General features: G+C 30.2%; 14 protein-coding genes. 2 read left to right on the top strand and 12 right to left on the bottom strand.

Annotation, left to right across the window (positions count from 1 at the left end):
- Positions 1–81 precede the first annotated feature (81 nt).
- The 6 genes from rplI to EXC34_RS02760 all read right to left on the bottom strand — a co-directional run bounded on the left by rplI (position 82) and on the right by EXC34_RS02760 (position 8,909).
- Complete coding sequence (gene rplI, locus EXC34_RS02735) at positions 82–537, bottom strand: 50S ribosomal protein L9 (protein WP_129687806.1); 456 nt, start codon at positions 535–537, stop codon at positions 82–84.
- Positions 537–2,498 carry a GGDEF domain-containing protein gene (locus EXC34_RS02740; RefSeq protein ID WP_129687807.1) on the bottom strand — a complete coding sequence of 654 codons (1,962 nt, stop codon included), beginning with the start codon at positions 2,496–2,498 and terminating at the stop codon, positions 537–539. The genes rplI and EXC34_RS02740 overlap by 1 nt, the downstream gene beginning before the upstream one ends.
- Before the next feature lie 35 nt (positions 2,499–2,533).
- Entirely contained in the window at positions 2,534–5,359 is a 2,826-nt protein-coding gene (gene uvrA, locus EXC34_RS02745) for an excinuclease ABC subunit UvrA (protein ID WP_129687808.1), read from the bottom strand.
- A gap of 7 nt (positions 5,360–5,366) precedes the next feature.
- Entirely contained in the window at positions 5,367–7,349 is a 1,983-nt protein-coding gene (gene uvrB, locus EXC34_RS02750) for an excinuclease ABC subunit UvrB (RefSeq protein ID WP_129687809.1), read from the bottom strand.
- Between the two features lie 73 nt (positions 7,350–7,422).
- A complete protein-coding gene (locus EXC34_RS02755) occupies positions 7,423–7,644 on the bottom strand; it encodes a DUF2188 domain-containing protein (RefSeq protein ID WP_004421544.1) in 222 nt (73 codons plus the stop codon).
- A complete protein-coding gene (locus EXC34_RS02760; RefSeq protein WP_129687810.1) occupies positions 7,629–8,909 on the bottom strand; it encodes a DUF2179 domain-containing protein in 1,281 nt (426 codons plus the stop codon). The genes EXC34_RS02755 and EXC34_RS02760 overlap by 16 nt, the downstream gene beginning before the upstream one ends.
- 96 nt (positions 8,910–9,005) lie before the next feature.
- Between EXC34_RS02760 and trpB the strand changes: the two genes are divergently transcribed.
- The gene (gene trpB / locus EXC34_RS02765) at positions 9,006–10,256 is read left to right on the top strand and encodes a tryptophan synthase subunit beta (protein ID WP_129687811.1); all 1,251 of its coding nucleotides are present in this window, start codon (positions 9,006–9,008) and stop codon (positions 10,254–10,256) included.
- 27 nt (positions 10,257–10,283) lie between these two features.
- A complete protein-coding gene (locus tag EXC34_RS02770) occupies positions 10,284–10,502 on the top strand; it encodes a hypothetical protein (protein ID WP_004421541.1) in 219 nt (72 codons plus the stop codon).
- A 135-nt stretch (positions 10,503–10,637) separates the two neighbouring features.
- On the opposite strand, the gene EXC34_RS02775 is transcribed toward EXC34_RS02770, so the two are convergent.
- From EXC34_RS02775 to EXC34_RS02800, 6 genes are all read right to left on the bottom strand, one after another.
- Entirely contained in the window at positions 10,638–11,990 is a 1,353-nt protein-coding gene (locus tag EXC34_RS02775) for an ABC transporter ATP-binding protein (protein ID WP_129687812.1), read from the bottom strand.
- Positions 11,980–13,437: an ABC transporter ATP-binding protein gene (locus EXC34_RS02780; RefSeq protein ID WP_129687957.1), complete on the bottom strand. Its 1,458-nt coding sequence runs from the start codon at positions 13,435–13,437 to the stop codon at positions 11,980–11,982. Before EXC34_RS02780 ends, EXC34_RS02775 begins: the two co-directional genes overlap by 11 nt.
- 76 nt (positions 13,438–13,513) lie before the next feature.
- Entirely contained in the window at positions 13,514–14,572 is a 1,059-nt protein-coding gene (locus tag EXC34_RS02785; protein ID WP_246003952.1) for an ABC transporter permease, read from the bottom strand.
- A gap of 9 nt (positions 14,573–14,581) precedes the next feature.
- Positions 14,582–15,652 (bottom strand): ABC transporter permease, encoded by a 1,071-nt coding sequence (locus EXC34_RS02790; protein ID WP_129687813.1) that lies wholly within the window; start codon positions 15,650–15,652, stop codon positions 14,582–14,584.
- A gap of 9 nt (positions 15,653–15,661) precedes the next feature.
- Positions 15,662–18,559 (bottom strand): ABC transporter substrate-binding protein, encoded by a 2,898-nt coding sequence (locus EXC34_RS02795; protein ID WP_129687814.1) that lies wholly within the window; start codon positions 18,557–18,559, stop codon positions 15,662–15,664.
- An 8-nt stretch (positions 18,560–18,567) separates the two neighbouring features.
- Positions 18,568–26,442, bottom strand: a complete 7,875-nt coding sequence (locus EXC34_RS02800) for a PDxFFG protein (RefSeq protein WP_129687815.1) — start codon at positions 26,440–26,442, stop codon at positions 18,568–18,570.
- Positions 26,443–26,466 lie beyond the last annotated feature (24 nt).

Below are 26,466 nucleotides of genomic sequence, written 5' to 3' on the forward strand. Positions count from 1 at the left end.
GCATATGAGTTATTTGAAAGTACAATACCAAGTAATGATTTTTCGTATTGTTCATTTTTGAATTCAGTTGAGCTAATGGATCTACTTGACATTAACCTTTACCTCAACTTTAAGCTGTGCAATAATGTCTTTGTAAATATTAATTTCAACTTCATGAATACCATTTGAAACAATGTGTACTTTTTGAACTGAATATTTGTCAAGTTTATAACCTTTTTTGACCAAATCCTTGTTGATATCTTTTGTAGAAATAGATTTGTGAACAATTAAATTACCTCTAGCATCAATTAATGCATCTAAAATGTAAGTTAATTTTTCTTTTTCAATTTTTTCTTTAAGTTCAAGAGCTTGAGCTCTTAATTCCATTTCATTTGAGGTCATTTCACTCAAACGTTTTTCAAGTTGATATTTAGTTTTTTCATTATATGGCACACCATAGCCTTTTGCCACTAAAAAGTTTGCCCCATAACCTGCTGAAACTTCAATTATGGTGTTAGCTTTTCCGTCTTTGCAATCTTTAAGTAAGATTATTTTCATTATTTTACCCCCACAATAGCTTGTTTTATGTTGCTGATAAATGTTTCTAAATCATCTGTTGACACAGCGGCTGCACTAGCAAAACTTCCGCCACCACCAACATTTTCGCAAATAATTTGTACGTTAGTATCAATTCCCCGAGCAGATAATTTGTATTTATTGCCTTTTTCTTGTTTTGCAACAACAAAACTTGCTTTTCGGCCATCAATTCTTAAAATTTCTTCGGCAGTTATTGAAATTAAGTCATCAGACATTGGTATTTCTGAATATGTTAAAAAGAATCCTTCTTTAACCTCTTCAATATTTTCAAGCATTTTTGCAACTTTCTTTTGAGTTTCCGCGTCAATTTTCAATGAATTTGCCGCAGCTGTTGCATTAGCACCATGAATTTCTAGCCATGATGCGGCTTCAAATGTTTTTGAAGTTGCGTGTTTTTGAAATTGTAAAGTATCAAGACAAATTCCATTTAATAACATTTGAGCAGTTATTAAATCAATATTAATTCTCTTGCTAGTAAACATCAACATTTCAGTAACTAATTCAGATGCTGATGAAGCTGAAGTTGAAATAATTCTATTTTCCCTTGGCGCAAAATCAATTGATAATTTCATTCGATGGTGGTCAACAATAAAAATATTATTTGCTTTCACACGGTTGATCGCATCTGGATTATCAGTTCGCGATGGATGAGCATTGTCAGTGAAAAAGACAATTGTGTTTTCATCTGACAATTGGTTAGCTTGATGAGGTTTTATAAAACGTGATTTAACAACTTCTCAATATTGTGAAAGCGCTTTTTTTGTTGTTTCATCCTGAGTAGATGAACAAATATAAACATCTTTATTGAATGATTTAGCAAGTGCGTAAATCCCCATTGCAGAACCGATTGCATCAAGATCAGCCATTGCATGTCCATATATAATAACTTTTTCAATTGTTGGATTTGATAATGTCATTTCAACATGTGATGTAAAGTTTTTTATTCTAGTTCTGTCAACATTTGGCATTATTTCAGCGCTTGAACCAAAATAAATTGGTTGGCTAAATGGTGACATAACAACTACTTGGTCTCCACCTCTTCTTTGCGCCTGTAATAAACCAGTTCTGGCCATTTCTGTTTTTGTTTTTAATTCATTTATCCCATAAGCAAATCCAACAGAAACAGAAACTATTATGTTATTTGAATCAGTTTTAAGTACATTATGAAGTTTGTCAAAAAAATCAAATTTAACCTTAATCATCTCATCTAGAGATTTTTTGTTTGTAAATACAATAAATTTACCATTCGCGTTATATTGACGATAAATTAAATTGTATTTTTCACGGAGACTATCAAGAACAGCAATGATACTTTTGTTCATATTAAACATTTGGTCTTCAGACAAAATTGATTGATATAAATTAAAGTTATCAATTTCTAGTTCACCAACAACAATTAACTCATCTTCATACAAAGTAATTGTGTTTTTTTCAATAGTTATATCACGAATCACTAAATAATTTTGGATTTCAAAAATCCCAACTTTATAATGATAATCATTATGAGATAAGTTGTATTCACGGCGTTTTGAGTCTACATCCATACCAATTGATTTTAAAAAATCATTCAGTTTTATGCCAATTAAATTTTTACCAAAACGAGTGCGAATAAATTCACTTACGTAAATTATGTCGCCTTGATTATCATGGATTATTACCCCAGTTTGATTGTAATCCATAATTTCATCAACAAACTTATTGTATGTTGATTTAATTTTAATTTGGCGTTCATGATAATGTTTTAATAAAACAAAACCTGAAAGACTAATCATTATCATGCTCAATATTAAGGCGGCAATCATTAACGAAATTCAAACAATATTTTTCTCAACATAAATGATGACTAATGATTCAAAAAACACAAAGGCGCCAATAATTAATGAAAGAATTGCAAGTATCAATGTTGATTTATTTTTTTTCATATTTTTAATTATATATTAAATATAATATTTAGATTTTAATGGCCTAAATATTTTTTAAGGTATCTAGCAGTATGACTTTCTTTGTTTGAAATAATTTGCTCAGGTGTTCCACTTGCAACAATGTTACCCCCGCCTAAACCACCTTCAGGTCCTAAATCAATAATGTAATCTGCACACTTAATAACATCTAAATTATGCTCAATAACGACAACTGTATCACCATTATCAACAATTTTATTTAGCACACTTAATAATTTATTAACATCATGTGGGTGCAAACCAGTAGTTGGTTCATCAAGAACGTAAATTGTTTTTCCAGTTGGTTTTTTCTGTAAATATGTAGCTAATTTAACACGTTGTGCTTCACCGCCAGATAAGGTTGTTGAAGATTGTCCTAATTTTACGTATCCAAGCCCAATTGATTGAATTACGGCTAATTTATCTCTAATTTTTGGTCAATTTTTAAAGAATTCATGAGCTTCATCAATACTCATTTGCAAAATGTCAGAAATATTTTTTCCCTTGTATTTAATTTCTCTTGTTTCTAATGTATAACGTGTTCCATCACACTCGTCACAGTTAACATAAACATCAGGAAGAAAATGCATTTCGATTTTAATTAAGCCATCTCCGGAACACTTTTCACAACGGCCACCAGGAACATTGAAACTAAAATTAGACTTCGTATATCCTCTTGCTTGAGCTTCAGTTGTGCTTGCAAACAATTCTCTTATATCATCAAAAACCGAAATATGAGTAGCGGGTGTCGAGCGAGGTGTTCTACCGATTGGACTTTGAGTTATTTGTACAATTTTATCAACAGCCTGAATATTTTTTATTGAAGAAAACTTGCCAATTTTTGCCGTTGATTTATTGACAACTCTTTGAATTCCTTTTACTAAAATTTCGTTAACAAGAGTACTTTTGCCAGAACCCGAAACTCCTGTAACCGCAATAAATTTACCAAGAGGGAATTTAACATCAATATTTTTTAAATTATTTTCTTTAGCGCCAATAATTGTTACTACTTGGCCATTTCCACTTCTTCTAAATTTAGGAGTTTCGATTTTTAACTTACCACTTAAATATTGACCAGTTAATGAATTTGATTCATTTTCAATATCATTTATGTTGCCTTTTGCAACAATATAACCACCATTATTGCCAGCTTCCGGTCCTATGTCAACTATGTAATCTGCTGCTTTGATTGTATCTTCATCGTGTTCAACAACAATTAATGTATTGCCAATTTCAACCATATTTTTTAGTGTTGAAATAAGTCTTTCGTTATCTCTTTGGTGTAGGCCAATTGAGGGTTCATCAAGAACATATAAAACACCAGTTAAATTTGAACCAACCTGTGTTGCTAGTTTAATTCTTTGACTTTCTCCACCCGATAAAGTTTCGGCACTTCTATTAATGCTAAGATAATTCAAGCCCACATTTTTTAAAAATGTTAATCTATTTATTAATTCAGTCAAAATTAAAGATGAAACAAATGTTTGTGTTTCGTCTAATTTTACGTTTTCAATTGTATTTAAGGCTTCTTCAACACTTAACCTTGCGTAATCATCAATATTTTTACCATCAATTTTTACTGCCAGAGCATACTTATTCAAACGTGAGTAATTGCATTTTGTACAAGGGAAAGAACCCATATATTTCTTTAATCAATCACGAATTACTTCAGAGCTAGTTTCCATGAACTTGCGTTCAACAATATCTAAAATTCCTTCAATTCTTTTATTTCTACGGGTTTTATTGCCAGAAGATGAAACTAGAACGTATTCAATTTCTTCTTTTGAACCATGTTTTATTATTTTTAACTCTTCATTTGTAAGCTCTTCTATTGGGGTGTTTTTATTGATATTGTAATGATTTAATAAAACTTCAAACTCTTGTCATTCAAGATTTTGAGTGTTAACAGTATTTTCAAAAATTTTAATACCCCCAGCAGAAATACTTCTTCAAGGCTCAGGGACTAATGCATCAAAACTTGCTTTTAAATCTACTCCCAAACCCTTGCAATGTTCGCAGGCTCCGGAAGGAGAATTGAAAGAAAATAAACGAGGTTCAATACGAGACATTTCAAAATCTTTGAAAGCACAAGAGTATAATTTTGAAAAAATTTTAACTTCACCTTCGATTGTTTCGATTTTTATTTGACCTTTTCCATACTCAGCAGCAACAGAAATAGCTTCAGCAATTCTTGCCCGATTTTCTTCATCAACTACAACTCTATCAACAACAATATCAATTGTATGCTTAATATTCTTATCCAATTTAATTTCAGTATCCAACGCCAAAATATCACCATCAATTTTTAGCCGTAAAAAACCTTCTTTTCTTAACTTTTCAATTAAGTTTGCATGTGTTCCTTTTTCAGAATCTATTACTGGCGACAAAATAATAATTTTTGAGTTAGGCTCCAATGAATAAATTGAATCTAAAATATCTTTATTTGTTTGCGATTTGATTTCAATATTATGTTTAGGACAAAATGGTTTGCCAGCACGAGCAAAAAACAAGCGTAAGTAGTCATAGATTTCTGTTACGGTGCCCACTGTCGAACGAGGGTTATTATGTGTAGTTTTTTGCTCGATTGCAATCGAAGGACTAAGCCCTTCGATCGAATCAACATCTGGTTTATTTGTTCCTCCTAAAAATTGACGCGCATAGTTACTTAATGAATCAACATAACGTCTGCGTCCTTCTTCATAAATTGTATTGAAAGCAAGACTCGATTTTCCCGAGCCAGAAAGACCGGTAAAAACTATTAATTTATTTTTAGGTAATGTTAGTGAAACATTTTTTAAATTATTTTCTCTAGCACCTTTAATTATGATTTGATCTTTTGCCATATATCTCCTAATTTTTCTCTAATTCGATAATAATATCACGCAATTCAATTGCTTTTTCATAGTCTAAATTTTTTGCCGATTCATTCATTTTTTCTTTTAATTCGTCAATTAGTTCTTGTTTTGCTTTCTTTGATTTTACCTTTGCTCTATTATCAGATAAAAAGAAACTTATTTGTTCATCTTTTGCATCATCAAGTAAGGAATCTGGAATCTCTTTAATGATTGTTTTGGGCACAATATTGTGTTTTAAGTTGTGTTCGATTTGTAATTTTCTTTTGAATTCATTATCCTTAATAGTTTCTAACATGCTTTTAGAAATTTTATTAGCATAAAAAATTACTCTACCATTAGCATTACGAGCAGCACGTCCCGAAATTTGAATCAATGACTTAGTATCCCTTAAAAAGCCATCTTTATCTGAATCAAGGACCATAATTAAACTAACTTCAGGAAGATCGATTCCTTCTCTTAAAAGATTAATCCCAATAACAGTGTCATAAACACCTTTACGCAATTTTAAAAGAATACGATTTCGCTCAAAAGTATTGTGTTCTGAATGTATAAAAGCAATTTTTTCGTTTTTTTCAAGAAAATATCTTGTTAATTCTTCAGCTAATCTTTTTGTAGATGTCAAAATTAGTGTACGCTCATTGCGTTGTTTTTGTTTTTGTAATTCGTCATAAATATCTTCAACTTGATTTTCACTTGGTCTCACCTCAATAACTGGGTCTAATAAACCAGTTGGTCGAACAAATAAACGAGTAATAACGCCATATGTTTTATCTAATTCATACTCTTCAGGAGTGGCTGAAATAAAAATAGTTTGAAAATCATAAGCGTTCTCAAATTCATCAAAACGTAGTGGTCGATTATCAAGTGCAGATGGTAATCTAAAACCATATTCTACAAGAGTTTCCTTGCGATGTCTATCACCTAAATACATTGCTTTAAGTTGAGGAATCATCATGTGTGATTCATCAATTATAAGCAATGGATTTTTGCCTTTAAAGTAGTCAAAAAGAGTAAAAGGTCTCTCTCCCTCTTGTCTACGGTCAAAATATCTTGCATAATTTTCAATTCCGCTACAAACCCCAAACTCACTCAATGAGTCAATGTCTTTAAGGGTACGTTCTTCAATTCTTTGTGCTTCAAGTAGTTTATTATTTTTAGAAAAAAATTCAATTCTTTGTTGCAATTCTTTTTCAATGTTTTTTACCACTTCTTTTGTTAATTCAGTGCTTACGGTATAGGCATCACCCGGGAATATTTGATATTTTTTATAAACATCAAAAACATTTTTTGTTATTGGATGACAAGTAGATATTTTTTCAATTTCATCGCCTCAAAAATCAACTCTTATCAAGAATTCAGAACTGTGTGCAGGCCTAATATACACAACATCACCCTTTGAACTAAATGTCCCTAATTCTAAATCTGTTTCATTACGCTTATAATTTTTTTTGACCAATTCTTTAAGAAAATCGTTTCTTTTGTAAATATCACCAACTTGTATATAAAAAATTTGCTCACTATATTCTGTTGGATTTAGTGCTCCATATATTGCTGAAACAGAGGCTACAACGATTGTGTTTTTGCTAGTTATTATTGAATTATATGTTGACATTCGCATGGCTTCAATCTCTTTATTTGTTTGCGAGTTTTTTTCAATAAAGGAGTCAGATGATGGAATATAAGCTTCAGGGCGATAATAATCAAAATAAGAGACAAAATATTCAACATTATTTTCAGGGAAAAACCCTTTTAATTCACTATAAAGCTGACTAGCAAGAGTTTTATTGTGAGATAAAACTAAAACTGGGCGGTCAAAATTAGCAATAACATTTGCTATTGTAAAAGTTTTTCCTGAGCCAGTTACACCTTTTAAAACTTGATATTTTTCACCATTTTTAATGTTATTAACAAGTTCTTTTATTGCGTGTGGTTGGTCGCCTGCTGGTTGGTATTTTGAAACTAATTTATATCCTGACATATTATCCTTATTATTTAATTATAAATGGAATATTTAAATAAAAAATCAATAAAAAAAGCCAATAAAATGGCCATTATTTCTTCTTAGCTTTGTTACTTATACTGTCTCTAACTTGACCAGTTTTGCGGTGGATAAGCACTGATCCATTACGTTTTTTTGTAAGATCATTAGCATAATCAATTGCTTCTTTTTGAGTATCAAATAATTTAGTTGGTCTAGTGTTGCCAACACCTTTAACTTGTCATTTTCCGTTGTATGGAGTAACGTGATAAACTGTTGCTATTTTTTCTGCCATAATCGCTCCTTTTTATTAAGTAATTTAATTATATAAGTTTGATAAAAAAATAAATTAAAGATTGTTCAAACTATTGTTGTTTGCTTTTTTATTGATGTTGTTTTTGATTTTCTTGTCTTTCTATCTTTAACATCCGCAGTATAAACATGCCCATCAACTTTTTTAACATCAATTACTGTTACGAAGGCATTTTCATCTATTTTGTGGGCCAAATCTAGTAAAAATGCAGTATCAATGAATAAACAATTTGTAATTAAGACTTCCTGAGATTTTTTCGAGTAACCACCTCTTGCATTTAAAAGCGTAGTCACAAATGCTTTACCCTTGGTATTTTGAATTTCTTGTTGAATTTCATTGATTTTTGAAGACATTATTTCAACACGAACCATTGTAAATTTAGGGAAAAATGTATTCAATGCAATGCCATTCACAACAATCATCATAACACCTGCAATAAATGTTGGACTAAAAAATGTTCGCATTGCCCAAGCTAATTTTCTGTTGTCTTGTGTCTTTAATAATTCAAATGAAGCGGGAATATATGTACCAAAAACATTTGAAAATAATAAACAAATTAAGTGGAGAATTAAAAACACTGTACCTAAATCCTTGAATTTTTTTCTTGCTAAATAAACTGCATAAATATCAAAACCGGCCGATGATGATTCAGTTATGAGCAATATTGCATTGAAAATTGCCTGTAAAATTCCAAAAATTATTGCATAAAAGAAAATTGATAACTGTTGAAAATTACCATGTTCTCAAAGAACAATGTTAACTTCTTTTAAAACATTAATATTGTTTTCAAAAATCACAGTATTTGGGTCGGAAAAAATGAATAAATTTTCCGAGCCAGGAATACTAGCACACACAAAACCGGTTATGGTTGTTGAAATCATATAAACTAAATTCAGCAGCGCAAAACGCTTTGTTATTTTGTAATATGCAAAAATAAATAAAGGTATATTGCCCGCGAAGTTAAAAATTCAGAATATAGCATCAAAAAGAACATCGTTCTTGTTTCAAACCCGAACAAAACGCGCAATTCCTTGGCCAATTGCACCAATTCCAAGTGAATAAATACCAGTATTTTGTAAAAAAGTAAACTCAACTACACCAAATAAAATTCCAACAATAATTGAAGACAAAATTTGTCATTTTAACTTAGTAATTCTGTATAAACTAGAAAAATGCAAAAATGATTGTTTTACTCGATTTTTTTTAATTTCTATTTCTCTTGATTGAGTGTAATGTTGTTTATTCATAAATTTTATTATATTAAAATGTTTGGAAAGTAAAAATGTTTTTGCTTTGTATATTATATATTTAATTTAAAATTAAAATACCAATCAAGGAGACTTATGAATGATAATTTAAGAAAATATCTAGCTAATTTTCCAAATGATGAGGGATATTTTGGTGAATATGGTGGGATATATTTACCTGAAGAATTAGTTGGTGTATTCAAGAAACTTGCACAACAATACAGAGAAGTGTGCAATAGCCAATCTTATTTAGATGAGTTATCAAAAATTAGAAAAGAATTTCAGGGTAGACCAACTCCAGTTTATTATTGCGAAAACTTATCTAAAAAATTTGGTAAAGCACGTATTCATGTTAAGCGCGAAGACTTAAATGAAGGTGGGGCTCACAAAACTAATCACTGTTTGGCTGAAGCTTTATTTGCTAAAATCATTGGTAAAACAAAACTTATTGCAGAAACTGGTGCTGGTAGCCATGGTTCTGCTGTTGCGATGGCAGCGGCGCATTTTGGTTTAGAATGTGAAATACACATGGGTGCAGTTGATATTGAAAAACAAAAGCCAAACGTTGAAAAAATGAAGATTTTAGGAGCAAAAGTTATTCCAGCAACTCACGGTGCTCAAACACTTAAAGAAGCTGTGGACTCAGCATTCGAATCATATGCAAAACAACACGAGACTGCACTTTATGCAATAGGTAGCGTTGTTGGCCCTCACCCATTCCCACTAATGGTTAGAAATTTCCAAAAAATAATTGGCGAAGAAACAAAAGCTCAATTTTTTGAAAAATACAATAAAAATCCTGAATATGTTGTGGCTTGTGTTGGCGGTGGTTCAAATGCTATTGGCTCATTTACTGCATTTTTATATTCAGACACAAAACTGGTTGGAGTTGAGCCTTTAGGAAAAGGATCAAAAAAAGGAGAGCACGCTGCAACCTTAACCTTTGGAAAACCTGGTATTTTGCATGGTTTTAAATCAATTTTATTAGCTGATGAAAAAGGAAATCCTAATGAAGTTCATTCAATTGCTTCTGGATTAGATTACCAAGGTGTAGGTCCTGAACATTCATACCTTAAAGAAAATAATCTTGCAGAATATGTTGCTGTCACAGATAAAGAAGCATTGCAAGCATTTTTAATGATCGCGAGAACTGAAGGTATCATTCCAGCTCTTGAATCATCGCACGCCATTGCGCAAGGTATTAAATTAGCAAAAGAAAATTCTGATAAAGAAATTGATATTGTTGTTACATTATCGGGACGAGGCGATAAAGATCTTGCATACATTCTAGAAAATTGCCAAGACGAAATTGTTGAATTCAATAAGTTATATGCTGATATGGTATAATTTTACAAATAAAATAAAAGGAGAAATATGCAAAACCCAACAAACAAACAACTGGCTAAAATATTTACAATTCTATACATTGTTGTAGCTTGACTAGCAATCATTCCGTTAATTATTGGTGTTCTAACATTGAAAAAAATAGAACAAGAAATGTCAAAAGATGACAAGTTATTGTACGGTATTCTAAATATTGTATTTGGTAACTTAATATCAGGTGTTTGCCTTCTTTTAGATGAGAAAAAATAATTTATAATCCTCAAGATCACTCAGTTATGAGTGATTTTAATTTTGCGAATTGATTGATTTTACAATTCATTAGGTAAATTCAATAAAGAGCAAAATAAAAAACACGCAATTGTGTTTTTTAGGCTTAATAAATTACTAATTTCTAGTTTCAGTAAATTTACTTTTGTATTTTTTAGCATTTTCAACGAATTCAATAACTTCTTCGTCTGTTGCTAAAACAAAATGTTTATCAGCAACTTGATGTCATTTTGGCTGGTTATTTTCATCATAGTCATGAACTGTTGTAGAATAAACTTTGCCTACAAGCGAACCTTTTTCGGCCTCTATAGAAGGAACGGCATCAAGTAAAGATTGAGTGTATGGGTGATGTGGGTTGTGAATCACTGATTTTGTTGGCCCAACTTCAAGTAAAGTTCCTTTATTTATAACAGCAATTCTGTCCGAAATATATTCAACCATTCTCAAGTTATGAGCAATAAAAATAATTGTAAGGTTGTATTTTTCTTTTAATTCCTTAAAAATATTAATAACCTGTGCTTGAATTGAAACGTCAAGCGCACTAATTGGTTCGTCAGCTATTAAAATTTGTGGTTGTAATACAACTGCTCTACAAATTCCAAGACGTTGTTGTTGCCCACCTGAAAATTCAAGAGGGTAACGATTTAGAACAGTTTCATCCAACCCAACTTGGTGAAGAATATCTATAATTAATTTACGTTTACATTGTTTTTCATTTAGATGTTGTTCTTGGTCTCTAAATTTACGTCTTTCAATTATAAATGAATTGATTTCGTCAAATTTTTCTTTACGAATTTTGTCTTTTAGTTTTAATAAATTATTACCTTCAACCTCGTAAACAAAATTGTAAAGAGTTTGCTCGGTATCTCAATTTTCTCTTAAAGAATCTCAAGGATTTTTGCTTAAAACTAAATTAGGATTTATCATTTCAAGTTTCTTGTTTAACTCTAAATAGGTTTCAATATCAATATTTGTTAAATAAATATATTTAGAATTTTTAATATTGGTTAAACCTTCTCCAACAACTGTTTCAACATTTTTAAAAGGGTTTAAACTATTTGTAGGGTCTTGGAAAATCATCTGAACTTTATTTACCATGAAATTAATAATTTCACGACCTTTTTTAGTTCATTTATTAATCTTTTCTCTATTTTTAGGAATGATAGTGTCAATAATTTTGATTTGACCAAAACTATGAGGTGTTAGACCAATTATTGCCTTACCAGCAGTGGTTTTACCTGAACCAGACTCGCCAACAAGCCCTAAAACTTCCCCTTGATAAATATTTAAGTTTAAATCCTTTAATGCGTAAAATGTTTTTGCACCATAACCATATGTTACATCCATATTTCTAATTTGAACAATAGGTTCTTTATCTTCGCAATTTAACATTTCATCTGTTCCAGGACGAATTTTACGATAGATTTTTTTACCAAAACGAGCGTGTTCAACATAATATTTATTGTTCATCATGTGTCTCCTCGTCTAGTTTAATTTGTTGCTCTTTTTTAATTTGATTTACTTGCTTATTATATGAATTAATTTTTACTAAATCATTCATATATGATTGATTTTCAACAAAAATGTCTTCGCCGTAAATAGCATTAAGTCTATTAAAATATCTTTTTCATAGATTTTGAATAATTTTAGGTGGTTCATAATATGGAGCATTTTCATCTAACAGACTTGATTTGACAATGTGTGTTGATGAAACCATATAGAAATCTGATTCTTCCTCTAAATCTTTATTCAAAGCATAATCGTTTCTTACTGCGAAAGCATCGCCACTGATATTATTTAGAGAAGAAGGCACTGAGCCACGAATAACATTAAGTCGTTCATCATTATTGTAGTCTGGCATTGAAGAAATAAGACCTCATGTATAAGGGTGTTGAGGGTGCATTAAGATTTCTTCTCTGGTACCTGATTCAATAATTTGACCAGCATACATAATGTTTATAAATTCAGAAATTGAGGCAACAACACCTAAATCGTGAGTGATAAAGGCGATTGCAATGTTAAATTTTTGTTGTAATTCACGAATAATATCAAGAACTAGCGCTTGAACTGTAGGGTCAAGCGCAGTGGTTGGCTCATCCATTACTAAAATTTTAGGTTTTAAACTAACAATTGCAGCAATAGCAATACGTTGAATCATACCACCTGAAAGCTCGTGTGGGTATAATTTCATTACATTTTCTGGATTGTTTATTTTTGCTAATTTTAGGTATTTTATAGCTTCTTTTTTAGTTTTAACAATGCCATTAATTAGCATTCCTTCAATTATTTGATTACCAACTTTCATTGTTGGGTCAAGAATTGACATTGGGTTTTGGAAAACTGCTGAAACAATTCGACCTCTAAGGCGCGATTTTTCTCAGTTGTATAAATTGTAATTATGAACTTCTAAACCATATAGTTTTACAGACCCAGATTCAATTATTGAGTTATTTCCAGTCAAACCATAAAGTAGCGATGTTAAAACTGATTTACCAGAACCTGATTCGCCAATAATTGCAGTAATTTTACCTTCATAAATTTTTAAACTCGGTCCACGTAAAACTAAGTTTTTTTCTTTAGGGTCAGCAGGGTTTTTGAATGTTAAATAAATATCTTCAATTTCGGCAGCAACTTTTAAGTCTTCTCCTAAAACATGGTCAATTTGTGCAGAATCAATGTATTTTTGAATATCAATATTTGATTCTTGTTTTCTTTTTCAATTGAAAATACGTTTAATTGAGTAAAAAACGTTTTTTCAATAATCTTTAATATTTCTTCAAATTGATTTATTTTGTTCTTTGCGAACTTCCAATAAATTTAGTGGGTGGGGTTTAGCAAGTTTTTTAATTACCTGTGGATAAAGTTTTGTGTAAGGGGCTGCATTTAAATTTTCACCAGTTTTTAGCGTTGTTTGCATTATGGTTGAGTAATGTTCTATTTTTTCTTTATATGACAATTTAGTTCAATTATTTATATTTTTATTCATTTTATACCTATCTTTGTCTCAACAATGAATCTTGAATTGTTGCAGCAACTAATTGAATTGATGTGGTTAATAGAACTAAAACTGTCGAAGGCAATAGAACATAACGAGGATATGCAGTGAAAACTTTTGAACCTTCTGAAATTAAATTACCTAGTGTTGGAATATCAATACTTAAACCAATGAATGCTAGTGAAGTTTCTGAAAGAATAACGCCAGGAATATGGAAAACTATTTCTGTAACAAGCAAAGGAATAACAACAGGTAAATAATTTAAAAGAATTTTGTATGTTGGAGTACCCAAAATACTTGAAGCAGCAACTCATTCGAATGATTTTGCTCTTAAAACTTGTGAACGCATTTGGTTTGCGATTCCAGTTCAAGAGGTAAAAGTAAGAGCAAATACCATAACTCAGAATGTTGGTCTTCAAACAATAGTAATAACAATAAGAATAATAATTGAAGGCACATTCGAAATTATTTTGATTATAAAGGTCATTATTTTGTCAAATAATCTAAAATGACCCATCATAATTCCGATCAATAAGCCAACAAAAACTTGAATAATCGCTGTTACCATTGCTAAAGACAATGAATATCTAAGCCCTCATCATAATCTAGCAAATAAATCACGCCCTAGAAAATCAGTACCAAATATTGCCGATGGTGTTTCAAAGAAGTTTTGATATCTATTGTTAATATCCAATTTTTCAGGATTCTTTGTAAAAAATGGAATTATTATTGCGCTAAATACAATTGCAAGTAGTAAAACTAGTCCAAACACACCTGCAAAACTTCTTGAAAATCTGTAGAATAATTCAACTCATTTATTTTGCTGCTTTTTAATATTATTTGATTCATAGTAATCTAATAAATTACCAATTAATTCTCATTTTTTGTAGTTTAATGGTTGTAAAAACCTGTTGGGAGCTAGGTCTTTACCAAATTCATTATTGGGTGATACACGCTTTGTTTTTGGTTTACTAAATGATTTTTTTTCATTCGATTTTTTTACTTTTTCAATTGAAGAATCAATTGAATTGGTTTTTAAAAATTTTCAATCAAACATAGCATCCCCCTATCTTCTTCTAACCCTTGGGTCTATTGCTTTATAAAGTGCATCACGACATGTATATGAAAGAATTGTAATTAATGAGAATAAGGTAACCATAAATAAAATAATGTTGTAGTCTTTAGAGGTAATAGCATTTAATAATAATCCACCACTACCTGTTATAAAGAATATTTGTTCAACGAACATACTACCAATAAAACTACCAAAAATAACTACTGGGAAGAATGTTGCAATTGGGAATAATGAAGGTTTAAGTGCATGTGTTCAAACAAAACGTGATTTTGAAAGACCTTTTAAATAACAGAATTTAGCATGTTGTGAGTTTAACTCTCTGTTTAATTCGGTTCTAATGTATTTTATATAAACAATAATTGAACCTAGCGAGAGTGCAAACCCTGGTAAAACATACGTTGCAATGTCTGTTTCTACATATAAATATGGTATGTTAAGAGTTCTACCAATAAGTAATAGTCATAAAGCAAACACTAATGAAGGAATTGATGAGAATATTGAAACAATAACAGTAGCAATATGATCAGGTAATTTATCTGGATTCATACCAACATAAACACCAACTGGTATTCCTATTAAAAGTGTTAGCATTACTGAGAAAATACCAATTAAAAATGATTTATAAAATCTAATTCAGACAAAATCGTTAATGTTTTGTCCCGGGAAAACTGAATAAGAAATCCCAAAGTCTCCGCGTAGTAGATTTTTTAAATATAATCCAAATCTTTGTACAAGCGGTAGGTCAAGGCCATATTGGGCTTCTACCGCTTGTTTTGAACTTTCATCAAGTCCAGTAGTTAAAGATGTTGAACCAGGAATAGAATTTATTAAAAAGAAGGTAATAGTTATAACTATAAATGCGATACTTAGAAATTCCGCTGCCATAATTAGGAATCTTATTAATGATTTTGCAAAAGGTGATCTAACATTGAAAAAAGATGCAATTTTTGATAATTTTGGCTTTATTTTGCCATTAAAATCAACAAATGAATCATTTTGAATGCTTTTTTTGTCGATTAGTAGCTCATGTTCAGCTACGAATTCACTTACTTTTTTATTCATTTTTTTCCTCTATTTAATAATTGTTGGCAGGGTTGGAATTGGTGGGTTTAAAACATCATAAGCATATTGCAATGAATATGAATATAAACTAGATGCTCCATTAACCCTTGAAATTTCTCAATAAGTATCAACTTCCATTAACGGAATAACTGGTGCAGCTTCCCTAACTATTTTTTCAAAACCAGAAATTACTGCAAAAGCAATAACTTCGGTTCATCCTTCTTGTTTTTCTTCTTCTGTGAATTGACTCGTTAAGAATCTCATATGACGTTTTGTATATTCATTGGTGTCTTCGTTGTTGTGCAATACTGACAAGTCAACAATTTTGTTTCAAACGTCAGGACTATTAGGTTTTGTTCCAAGTATTCTTAAACGTTGTTTTAATTCATTGATTTTCTTTTCATCTTCAGGGTTTTTGATTACTAATTTATTATTTTCATCACGTGAGTAACCTAAAGAAGTAAAGAATTTATGGTATGTTCATGATCCTGAAGGGTTGTTTCTGAAACCAGTTGTTTTTTGTTGTTCGCTAACAATACCATCAGGTTTTAGAAATACTCTAATATATGAATAAATATCACTACCAAAGGCATCAAAGTTACGATAAATTAAGTCGTATTTTCCTGTGGTTCTTCAATCTTCATATACGTTTTCTGGTAAGTTTTTAATGTCAATTTCAATAAAGTTTCCAAATGCTTTTCGCATAAAGTCTTTTAGGGCAATACCCGCATTTTTTTGTTCCTCAGATGAGTTTGAAATCATTTTTAGCGTTACTTTTGTAAGGTTTGGGTGTTGTTTTTTAAACTCTTCCATAAATCCACGAGCAACATCTAAGTGGAATCCTTTATCGGTTCTGTCTACTGTCTCAAATTTCATTGATTTAGCAATATGATCAATGTGTTTATAGTTTTGAATTGGTACTGGGATACCTCAATTATTTTCTTCAGCAGTTTTACGCGCTTCTTTGTAAATATATTCATTTAGGTAATTTTTCTTGTCATTTGTGTCAGTTGGATATGAACCATATTTTGTGTACATAAAATCGTGTTCAAAACCAGCTTCAACAGCATCACCAAAACTCGATGAAGCTTGACCAAATGCCGTTCAAGTAATAACAGGGAACGAACTTGACCAACCAACGATATTTAACATTTCATTTCTATCAATTGCGTAATAGATTGCATTTCGTAAGTTTTGGTCATTTACAATTGAATTTGAGTTAGTTTCATTGTCTAAGTTAAACGCAAAGGCAATTGTTCCATAACCATTAGACTTATTCATATATTTTCTATTTTGTATATTTGTTCAATATTTCCATTGTAAAGCGGGCGGAATTTTAGTAGCAGAAATATAACCGTCCTCAAACATAGCTGAATTAATGTTAGGTTCATTCGAGAAGTAGATTTTAATTTTGTTACTAAATGTTTTAGCAGCTGAATAGTATAGGTTATTTTTTGAAAGTAAAATAAAACCTTGTGGACCTAGAACTAAATCTTGAATATTGAATGGACCATTGGTTAAAAAGTGTTCTCTTTTTAGTCCGAATTCTTTAATTCCACCGATCGACTCGACAAAACGTCTATTAATTGGTGTAATTATTGAGTTTAAGTCTGTATAAGCATTATTGATATCAGTCGGTTGATAGTCGTCATATGCAACACGCAGAGTGTATTCATCCATTGCTAATACAACACTGCTAAAGTAATCTTTTGGTTGCAGATTTTTAACAAAATCATTATCAATTGTTGTTTGGTTATTTGGAAGTAAATTATTGTAAAGTTTGTTTACTTCTTCAGTGTAATTTTCTGGTGAAAATTCATCATAACGCACTGAACCCAGTTTGTATTTTAACTCTCTAGATCTTTGAATTAATTTTTTGAATTCTTCAGAAACGGTTTGTTTTGGATCAAAATATAAATATTTTCTAATCTTTACAGGAATACGTTGTGGAACATCGCTATTTTTTCCCGATCCAATTGATTTTAAGTATTCTGGGTTAGGAAGCATAATAACAGTTGACTCAGCTTCAAAATCAAAATCTGGCGAATAAGGTATTGAAGACAAGATTGTTTTATTGTCATAATTTCAATACATTCTCCCTGAATAAAAACCTAAATCAAGTGCAGTTTTTTTAATTTCAGCAACTTCTGCTTCGTCACCTTCGTTTTGTGAACCTCAAGGTGTATATAATGGGTCAAAAACATCATAAACTCATTGCCCATCTTTATTTTTGATAATTGGCGGATAGGCAAAAGGATTTTTGTATGCTTTTTTGTGTTTACGAATGTATTTATTTTGCGCTTCAATCATCTCACTTGAAGATTTAAATTTTCTTTGTAACATAGTTGTTACTTTTTGAGAACCAGTTTCAAGGTCGAAAATATAGTGCATTGCATCAACATAATCGTCAGCAGTTACTGTGTCGCCATTGCTTCATTTACTTTGACCATCATTTAGAAATACATTACTTGAAAGGAATTTATTACTTGGTGTAACTATTGAATGGACTGCGTGGCGAATTGATTGGTCTGTTGAAATATTGCCGGGTGCTGAACCAAAATCGTCAAGACTATAAAATCTTGGAGAATTTTCAGGATTTGGGTTTTTTTCTAAAAATTTATCAAGATTTCCTTCTTCATCGGTTTGATACAAGCCCATGTGAATTTTAGGCACATTAGCAATTCTTTTGATTGTTTCATTCGGCCCTGATTTTAATGGTGATTCAACTAGTGAAGGCAATAATTTGTTAACAGAAGGATATTTAATGTAATTTAGCGAGTTAATTGGGTCAGAAGAAAGACCTAAGTCATAATCTTTTTTGGCTTTATTTGAACAAGATGCAGCAATAAGGGGAGTGGCTAAAATTGATGTAAATAATGATAATTTAAGATATTTTTTAAAGCTCATAATTCCTCCTATTGTTTTGACCCGTTAAATTGAACACCAACTCTCATAACTGGTACTTTTTCGCCGTTAATTTCCTTAATGTATACTGCTGTTGGTGCTTGTGAGAATGTTTTTCCATTTTCTGAAACACTTTCAAATGAACCTAGATCTACATTAAGTGTTTTTGTTCCTTTTTCATCTGCTGCAAAGTAAATTTTGTATTCGTGATTTGGGGTCAATAATTTGTCTGCATAGTTTGACATAATTGCATAATCAGAAACTCAAGCAGTAAATCCTGTTCCCTTGTGTTCACCATTTGAATCACTGTAACTGTATTTTTCATCTTTTAAGTAGTGTCGTGATTCTGGTTTTTCTTCATTGTGAATATGTTGTGTTTTGTAATAGAACATATTCGATGTGTAATTTTTGTTAATTTTTAGCGTTTTAATTTCTTTAGTTTCAAGATCTTCGAACACTAAATAGTTAACTTTTTGAGCATCTTCATTATTTAAGTAACCAAATAAAGCAACCGCATCTTTTTGAGCATTTCTTCAAATATTAGATAAATTACGTTTACCGACACCTTGTGATTGAATGTAATATTGTCAGTATGCTTGAGGTCGATTTGTTACTTTATTTCCTTCTAAATCTTGAATACGAATTGTGTCGTCTTCAATTGGATTTCCGTTGTCATCGTAAAGTCTAAAGTTTAGCATATCTCTATATCAACGGTCTTTAAATCAACCATTATTGATTGACTTGAATTTGCCAAAGTAGTTTGAATTTTTGTTTTGATCATCTGAGAAAGCATCACGAGTAATAAATGATTCAGGCTTAAATTCAGTTCCTAATTTTTGTGCCCGCAATTTTGTTTCATTATTCAATCTATTTTGTGAATTCATTACACTTTGACGTACTGAAAATCTTGAATCACCGCCAAAATTAATTTGCGCTGAGCTTCATTTTTCAGTTGCTTTGCCATCAATAACATATTCAAGACCCGTGTTTGCTTCATTTACATTTGTTATAAATGATGGTAAGTTAGCAAATTCAGTATTGGCTGGTGAATAAGTTATTTGCAAGTTATCACGGTTGATAACTTCGGCAAATGAGTAAGTATAATCTGAGAAGAATTCATTGAATTTACGCTCAGTTTTTGTTTTAAAGTATTGTTCAACATCGCTTGTTGGACGAGTTTTTTTAGTGAATGCCTTAACAAAAGCAAGTAATAAGTCAACCAAGCCTCATTTGTCTTGTTGGAAACTGTAATGAACTTGAGTTGAATACATTTGAGTTTTATTGTCAAGAATTAAATGGTCGTATAAAGTAAATTGATTTAGTTTTACACTATTTTCTTGTGCAAATTTGTCATAAGTATCAAAAAGTTCTTTAACACTTATTTCTCAATTTTTGCGATCTAATTTTGATTCATCTGCTTGGGCAACAACATCATCTGATTTGTATAGCCCATAACCTAATTCTTTATCAAATATTCAACCGTATCTATACACATTTGAAGGGTTTTGGGCAATTTTATCTTTAATTTCACCTAGTGATAAATCTTTTACAAAGAATGCAAGTTTAGATTTAGTGAATCTTAGCATAATTTCGTTTGCTAATTGTTGTTTGTCTTTTGATTTAACAAGTGCACTTAATCTTTCTTTTTCTTTTGCACTAAAAATTGAATTTAGAAGAGTACTTTCAAGATTTCTTGCAAATCTGTCAATATCAAATTTTGATTCAACATAATCTAGATCTCAATTAACTACACGCTTAACTGGGTCAAGTTGCGCTTTTGTTGTATCAACACTTGCAAACTTAACAAACTCATCATATGTTTTAAAAATTATTTCTGAGCCAAACAATCTTTTTTGATCTCTTGTTATATAAAAACTATTAAATAGGGAATCTTCAACAGTTTTTACAAGCAAATTATTATTGATTTTTATACCAGTCATTTCTCAAAAAGCAGGATAATCTGCTGAACGAGGGTTTGGACTAATTACATCACCATTTGCATTAACCATCAAGTATGTGTGTGAGTCAAGTTTGTGACCAACAATTTGTTTGGTATATGGATTGTATCAATTTTGAATTGGCAACTGGTGCAATTGTTTTAAAGTGCTTTCTGAGAATGAATGGTATAAGAATGAATTTCTAAATGCTTCTTTGTGCATTATGTTAGGCAAGTATTGTTCAGTTGCTGACAATCATAATGATTGTTTTGCACCGGCCGTTGCAGCTGGATAGTTACCACCTTCTGCAAGGTATAATTGAGTTATAAAATCTCTAAAGTCTGTTTTGTCTTTGCCTTTGTTTTTAAATGGATTTAAGTAGTAGTTTTCTTGTTTAATTGTTTGATATTTAGGGTCTTTTAGTTTTTCATCATCGCTTGTCGCATCATAAACAACTTTTCCTGCATTATCATAGTATTTTGCAAATTCAGTTCCTTGATTTAACTCTGCTGTTACAACATTTCTTGATTTGATATAGTCAAGATATGGTTTAAGCATTGTTTGATTGTAATTTTTGTCTGCATTATTAAATAATTCTGCATATGTAGGATACGAAACATATGTCTTTGAGTTAGTTGAAGTATCTGTTGTAGCAAAATCTCAGCCATTTATACTGTAGTCCTTAACAATTAAAGCACTAATTGTGTTAGCAGCTTGTCTAATTCGTTCATTTATGAACTCAACATTAACATTATTACCTTCTGAATCAATTTGGTAAAAACCACTGTTTTTATCAGTAAAATCAACATTTAAAGGAACATTAATAATTGGTGAGCCATCTTTGTTGTAAACAAGAACTTTGGTAATTTTTGTGTATTTACCCGATTCATCTTTAACGCCTTCAACAATTTTAGGTGTAATATTTTCACTATTTTCTTCAAACTGAATAAAGTTGCCTTGTCCATCTTTAATAACATTTTTAAGCATTATTAATGAAGCTTTTTTAAATGATCAATTACCTTGTTCATCTTTAACCATGTATTTTACAGGGTGTTTTTCATCTGAATACTTAGTTGGGTTTAGAGTACCCGAGTTTTGGTCAAGAGTGTTCATTAGCCACAAGTCAAAAATTTCAAGTCATTTTTTGTCTTGTTCTGAATCAATGCCATTTTCTTTTCGTCTTGCTTCGGTTGCTTTTTGTAGACCTTCATATGTTTGTAAGAATCTACGTTTTGCATTTTCCATTGCTGCTTTTAAGTCTTCTTCACCAACTTTGTGACCTCAAACATCAGTAGAATTTTCAACGGTATTTTCGTTTATAACTACTTTTCCATCAACTTTTTTAGGTTGATTGAATAATAAATATTCGCCCTCGTTGTTTTCTGAAACAACATTAGGTTGGTTTAATAACGGAGAAGAGTTTAATTCTAAGTGTGTTCTGGCTTTTAAATATAATCCAATAACTTCTCTTGAATAATAGTTATTAACATTTGGAGTTGTGCCCGGAACAAGTGCAGAACCAAATAGTGGTTTTTGAGCTTTATCACCTAAATCTTGAGCTGAATTAAGTGTCATATGGTGTCCATATTCATGGGCGGCAACGAATTTTAAAAAGTCGATTGACAAGCCTTTGTAATTTTGATTATTCATTGCGATTAATGATCATAAACCAATCCGCGAATCAGGTCTAAACCCCAGATATTTTCCGTTTTCAATTGAAAATTCAATTTCCCCGTTATCATTAATTTTTTTAACAATGTGTTCACCTTCTAATCATTCGCCAGCATAAGGAACAGAAGCAAGTAATTCATCGGTAAATCCATCGTATGCTTCGGTGAATAAACTGTATGTAGAAATTGTCTTTTGTTCACCTTTTTCATTTGTGACAATTCTTGTTCCTTCTTCTTTGATATTTGATGGCTGAATAACAGTTGTATAACCTGCAGCTGAAAGCATATCTTTAAATTGACGCAATGTATGTGGGTGTTGTTTTATGTCTAATTTAGCATCAATAGTGAATTTTGCAAGCTTTCTTGTCAATAGTTTATCAATTTCATTCTGGCTATCATTTGAATTTTGACTTAAAACAAATGATAAGTTTGTACCATGTTTCTCTAAAGAAGTTAAATAAACCTCGAAAATATTGTTTTTTGAAAACTCAGCAAGGTTTGTGCTTGTTTCCTTATTGATAATTCCAAGTGAAGTCAGTTTGTCAATAAGTTCAATTTTGCTTTTTGCTGTAATTAATGATGTGTTTGCTAAATCAATTGGTTTTGCATTGATATTGGCAAATGCCATTGATTTAATTGCTTGATATTTCGCGATATTTTGTGCATGTTTTATTGCATTTTCAAATGATGAATTAAATTCATTGTCAATTGAAATGAATTTATCTGAACTATTATTTACAATATTTGTTTGCTTAATTACTTCATTTTTCAATGAATTTAATCCGGTTTCAAAACGTTTAGAATTTTCAAAATAGTGGTCTAGTGCAGCATTATATGTAGCAATATTTGAAGCATGTTTTTTTTGCAAATCTTCGCTTAAAATACTTGGACGATATTTTAATACAGGAACATCATCTCTATTAAATGCATCTTTAAGCTCTGTAATTTTTCTAATATTGTCTAAATCTTGATTAAATTCATTGTTAGTTTTAGCAATTTCAGCATAATATTTAGAATTATTTATTGCAAAATCGTATTCTTTTTGCAATAAATCTTTTGTAGATTGATCACTCGCAGAATCAATTTGTGCTTTAATTTGCTCTGCTTTTTGTTTATATGAATTAGAGTAATCTTCATTAAATTTATTGATTTTTTCAATGTAAATTAACAATGGATTGAATAATGTACCAATAAATTTAAGGTCTTGGTTATCAGTTTTACCATTAGTATCAACTTCTCTATAAATCGGGTTTTTAATGACATTAAAGTAACTTGTTGCGTACTCTGACATAAATTCAATTGGGTATTTTTCAATCAAATCTTTAACAAATTTTATTGAGTCAGCAAACTTAGATGCTAATTCACTTAATTGATCTTTATTTAAAAGATTTGATTGTTTGAATTCAACAACCCGACGAGATGAAAGTTCAAATATCGCTTGTAAGTCGCTTGTGTATTTTGTGTCTGTAATATCTGAAGATTGAATATTATTAATTAATTCAGACATTTTTTTATTGAATAATTGGTCTTTTTGTTTTAAATATTCTGCGATCTCAGAGTTTAGTGAATCATTGTACTCATTTGAAATTGCTTGTGATATTTTCAACATATTTTCAATGATTTTGGCAACTCTATACTTAAATTCATTGAATTCTTTTTGGGAAATTTCGAATATTTTTTCAATATTATCCATCACTTTTGTAAATGATGCTTCATTAGATTTTAGATGATCATTGTTTTTAATTAGACTAAGAATTTGTTCTCTATAAATGTATTTTTTATCCTCTGTCTGAGCGCTTGCAAAAGCTTTTAAAGTACCACTTTTGACTAATACATTGGCATTTATTTTGTGTTTTTCAACAACCTTATCTAACTCTTTTAATAATACTTGATATTCTAAACGTAATTTCTGAATGTTTGAATTTGATAGTTTATTGCCTATTCTATCGTGCAATGACTTAATATTTGCATCATTAACAAATGAGGAATTTAAATTGTTGAATTTTTCTTCAACTTTTTTAGATTCTGCCTCTAATTCTGCTTTTTGAGCTGTGCTTGAGCTCATTTGATTGATATAAGCAAAAAATTTGTTTGGTTTTACTTTATCGTCAACATTTGAGCGAATAAATCCATCTAGATTTGCATATTCTCTTCAATTGATTTGAGTTTTAAGCGACAGACTAGCTAATTCATCAAGTGCAATAAGTTGTGTTGGTAAATATGCAACATCAAAGCCATATAAATTAAACTCGCTTTTTTGTAGATTTAATTTAGCAAATGTTTCTCCAGATAAATGACGGTTATATAAACTGTAGTAAGATCTTTGAATATCAACAAAGTTTCTAACTTCTCTTATATATTTGGCTTTTGAGTCTAAAGAATCAAAATCTGTTTTAAAGTTTTTGTATTCGCTTTTGTTGAATAAATTATGTAATAAATGCAACTTAATTACATCATCAATAAATTCTTTGTTGATGCCCACTGAGTGTAATAAAGAAGTTATTTGGTCTTTGTTTATTGATTTTTCTAGTTTTGATTTTTCATTAACTGCTTGTGCAAGTTTTGCTCTAGCGTCTTTGATTTGTTCTTCACTAATAAGTTTTGCTTTATTTTCATCAATTAATCTTTGAGCGGTTTTAACAGCATTTTCGTATTCAAAAAGTTGCAACTCAATATCGTTTTTTTCTTTTTCTAATTTAAATAGTTCAAAAGAAATAGAATCTTTGTTTGTTTCATTTAGTTCGTTTTGTTTTTGTTGAATTTTTTGTTGTACTTCTGCAAGTTGTGTTTTTAATTCAGTAACTTTTTGTTTTGATTTTTCTTGATCTTCTTCAAGTTTTGTAATTATTTCATTGTGCTGTTTGTTTGTGTTTGAAATTATTTTATTGAATTCAATTATTTGTTTAGATAGTTCGTCAATCTTTTCAGTAATTTGAGCAAAATTATTGAATTTAGCAAATGAATCTTTTGAAAATAGAATATTTTTTGATATTCATTTTTCATAAAGTGATTCTATATCGGTAAATAAATTGTTGAATTCAATTTTTGCTTGTTCAAGGGCAAAATCAAGACTTTGAACATTGTTGTGTAGTTCGAAGTTGCCTTTAGAGTTTTGGTATTCAACATTATCAATAGCATCAAAAAGAACGAAATTAGTTGCGTCATTAAATGTAAGATTTAAATATTTTTCTTTTTGACCATTGTGTGTGTTGTTTATAAAACTAGAATCAATTATTGTTTTTTCTTCAAAAATATAATCATCAATATTAGTTAGTGATTTATATTTGTCTTTGTTTGAGTAAAAAGAGTGATGTTTGGCAAATTTTGTTTTTGCTTCTTCAATATCTTTAGCAAAAATTAAAGTTTGATAATCTGAATTAATATTTAGTCTGCTTTTTTCAACTTCGCTAAATGCATAGTTAGCAAAATTTTGTTTTGTTTTTGATTTTACGGCAAATATTTTTTTATTGATTAATGATCGATTATCTAAAAGGGTTCTAAATGAATGATTTAATAGAGTGTCACTTGTGATGTTTGCTTGTGAATTAAATAAAACGGTTTTAGATAAAAATCCTTTTAACTCGTCAATTGTTAAAAGCTTTTTATTGATTTTATATAGAAGTGAATCAGGTGCATTACCTTGTCCGCTTAATGTTGAGTGCATTGGAATTGAACCAAAGAATGCATCAGGGAAGAATTTAATTGTAGTTTGCTCTTTATCGATATTTGAGTGTGAACCAAGAGTAAGGTTGTTTCCTCTTAATTCAACCCCTTTTACAATTGAGAATTCTTTAAGTGTAATAATTTCTGGGCCTCAAGAAACATTTTTCATAAATCAATCAGTGAAGACAAAAAAGTCTTTAGCAGTAACTGCTTCAAGATATTCATTATAAAAATCAAACATTCCGTATCTAATGTTTAAAAATGGTAGTGAATGATGTTCTTGGTAATATTCATTCAAAAACGAATTGTAATCTAGATTTTTACCTTTGTATGTTACTGAACCCAATACCCCATCATTTGGATTAAATGTAGCGATATTTTTTTCTTTACTTGCATCAACAAAAGTTAATACTGGTATAGCATTTGGATCTAAAAATTCGTTTTTTAGATTTTTGGCACTTTCATTTTTTGCTAACTTAGGATTTTTTGAATTATATTTAAAAATTCCAAGTGTCGCAGCCACTGCTCCTGCAATAATTCCAAATGATATTAAATATTTTGGCCAAACTAATGTTCTTCAATTTAATTTCGTTTTAGGTTGATTTTTATTTGCCATATAAACCTCTTTATATTAAATATA

The organism is Mycoplasmopsis bovigenitalium, assembly GCF_900660525.1.
GTDB classification, from domain to species: domain Bacteria; phylum Bacillota_I; class Bacilli_A; order Mycoplasmatales; family Metamycoplasmataceae; genus Mycoplasmopsis; species Mycoplasmopsis bovigenitalium.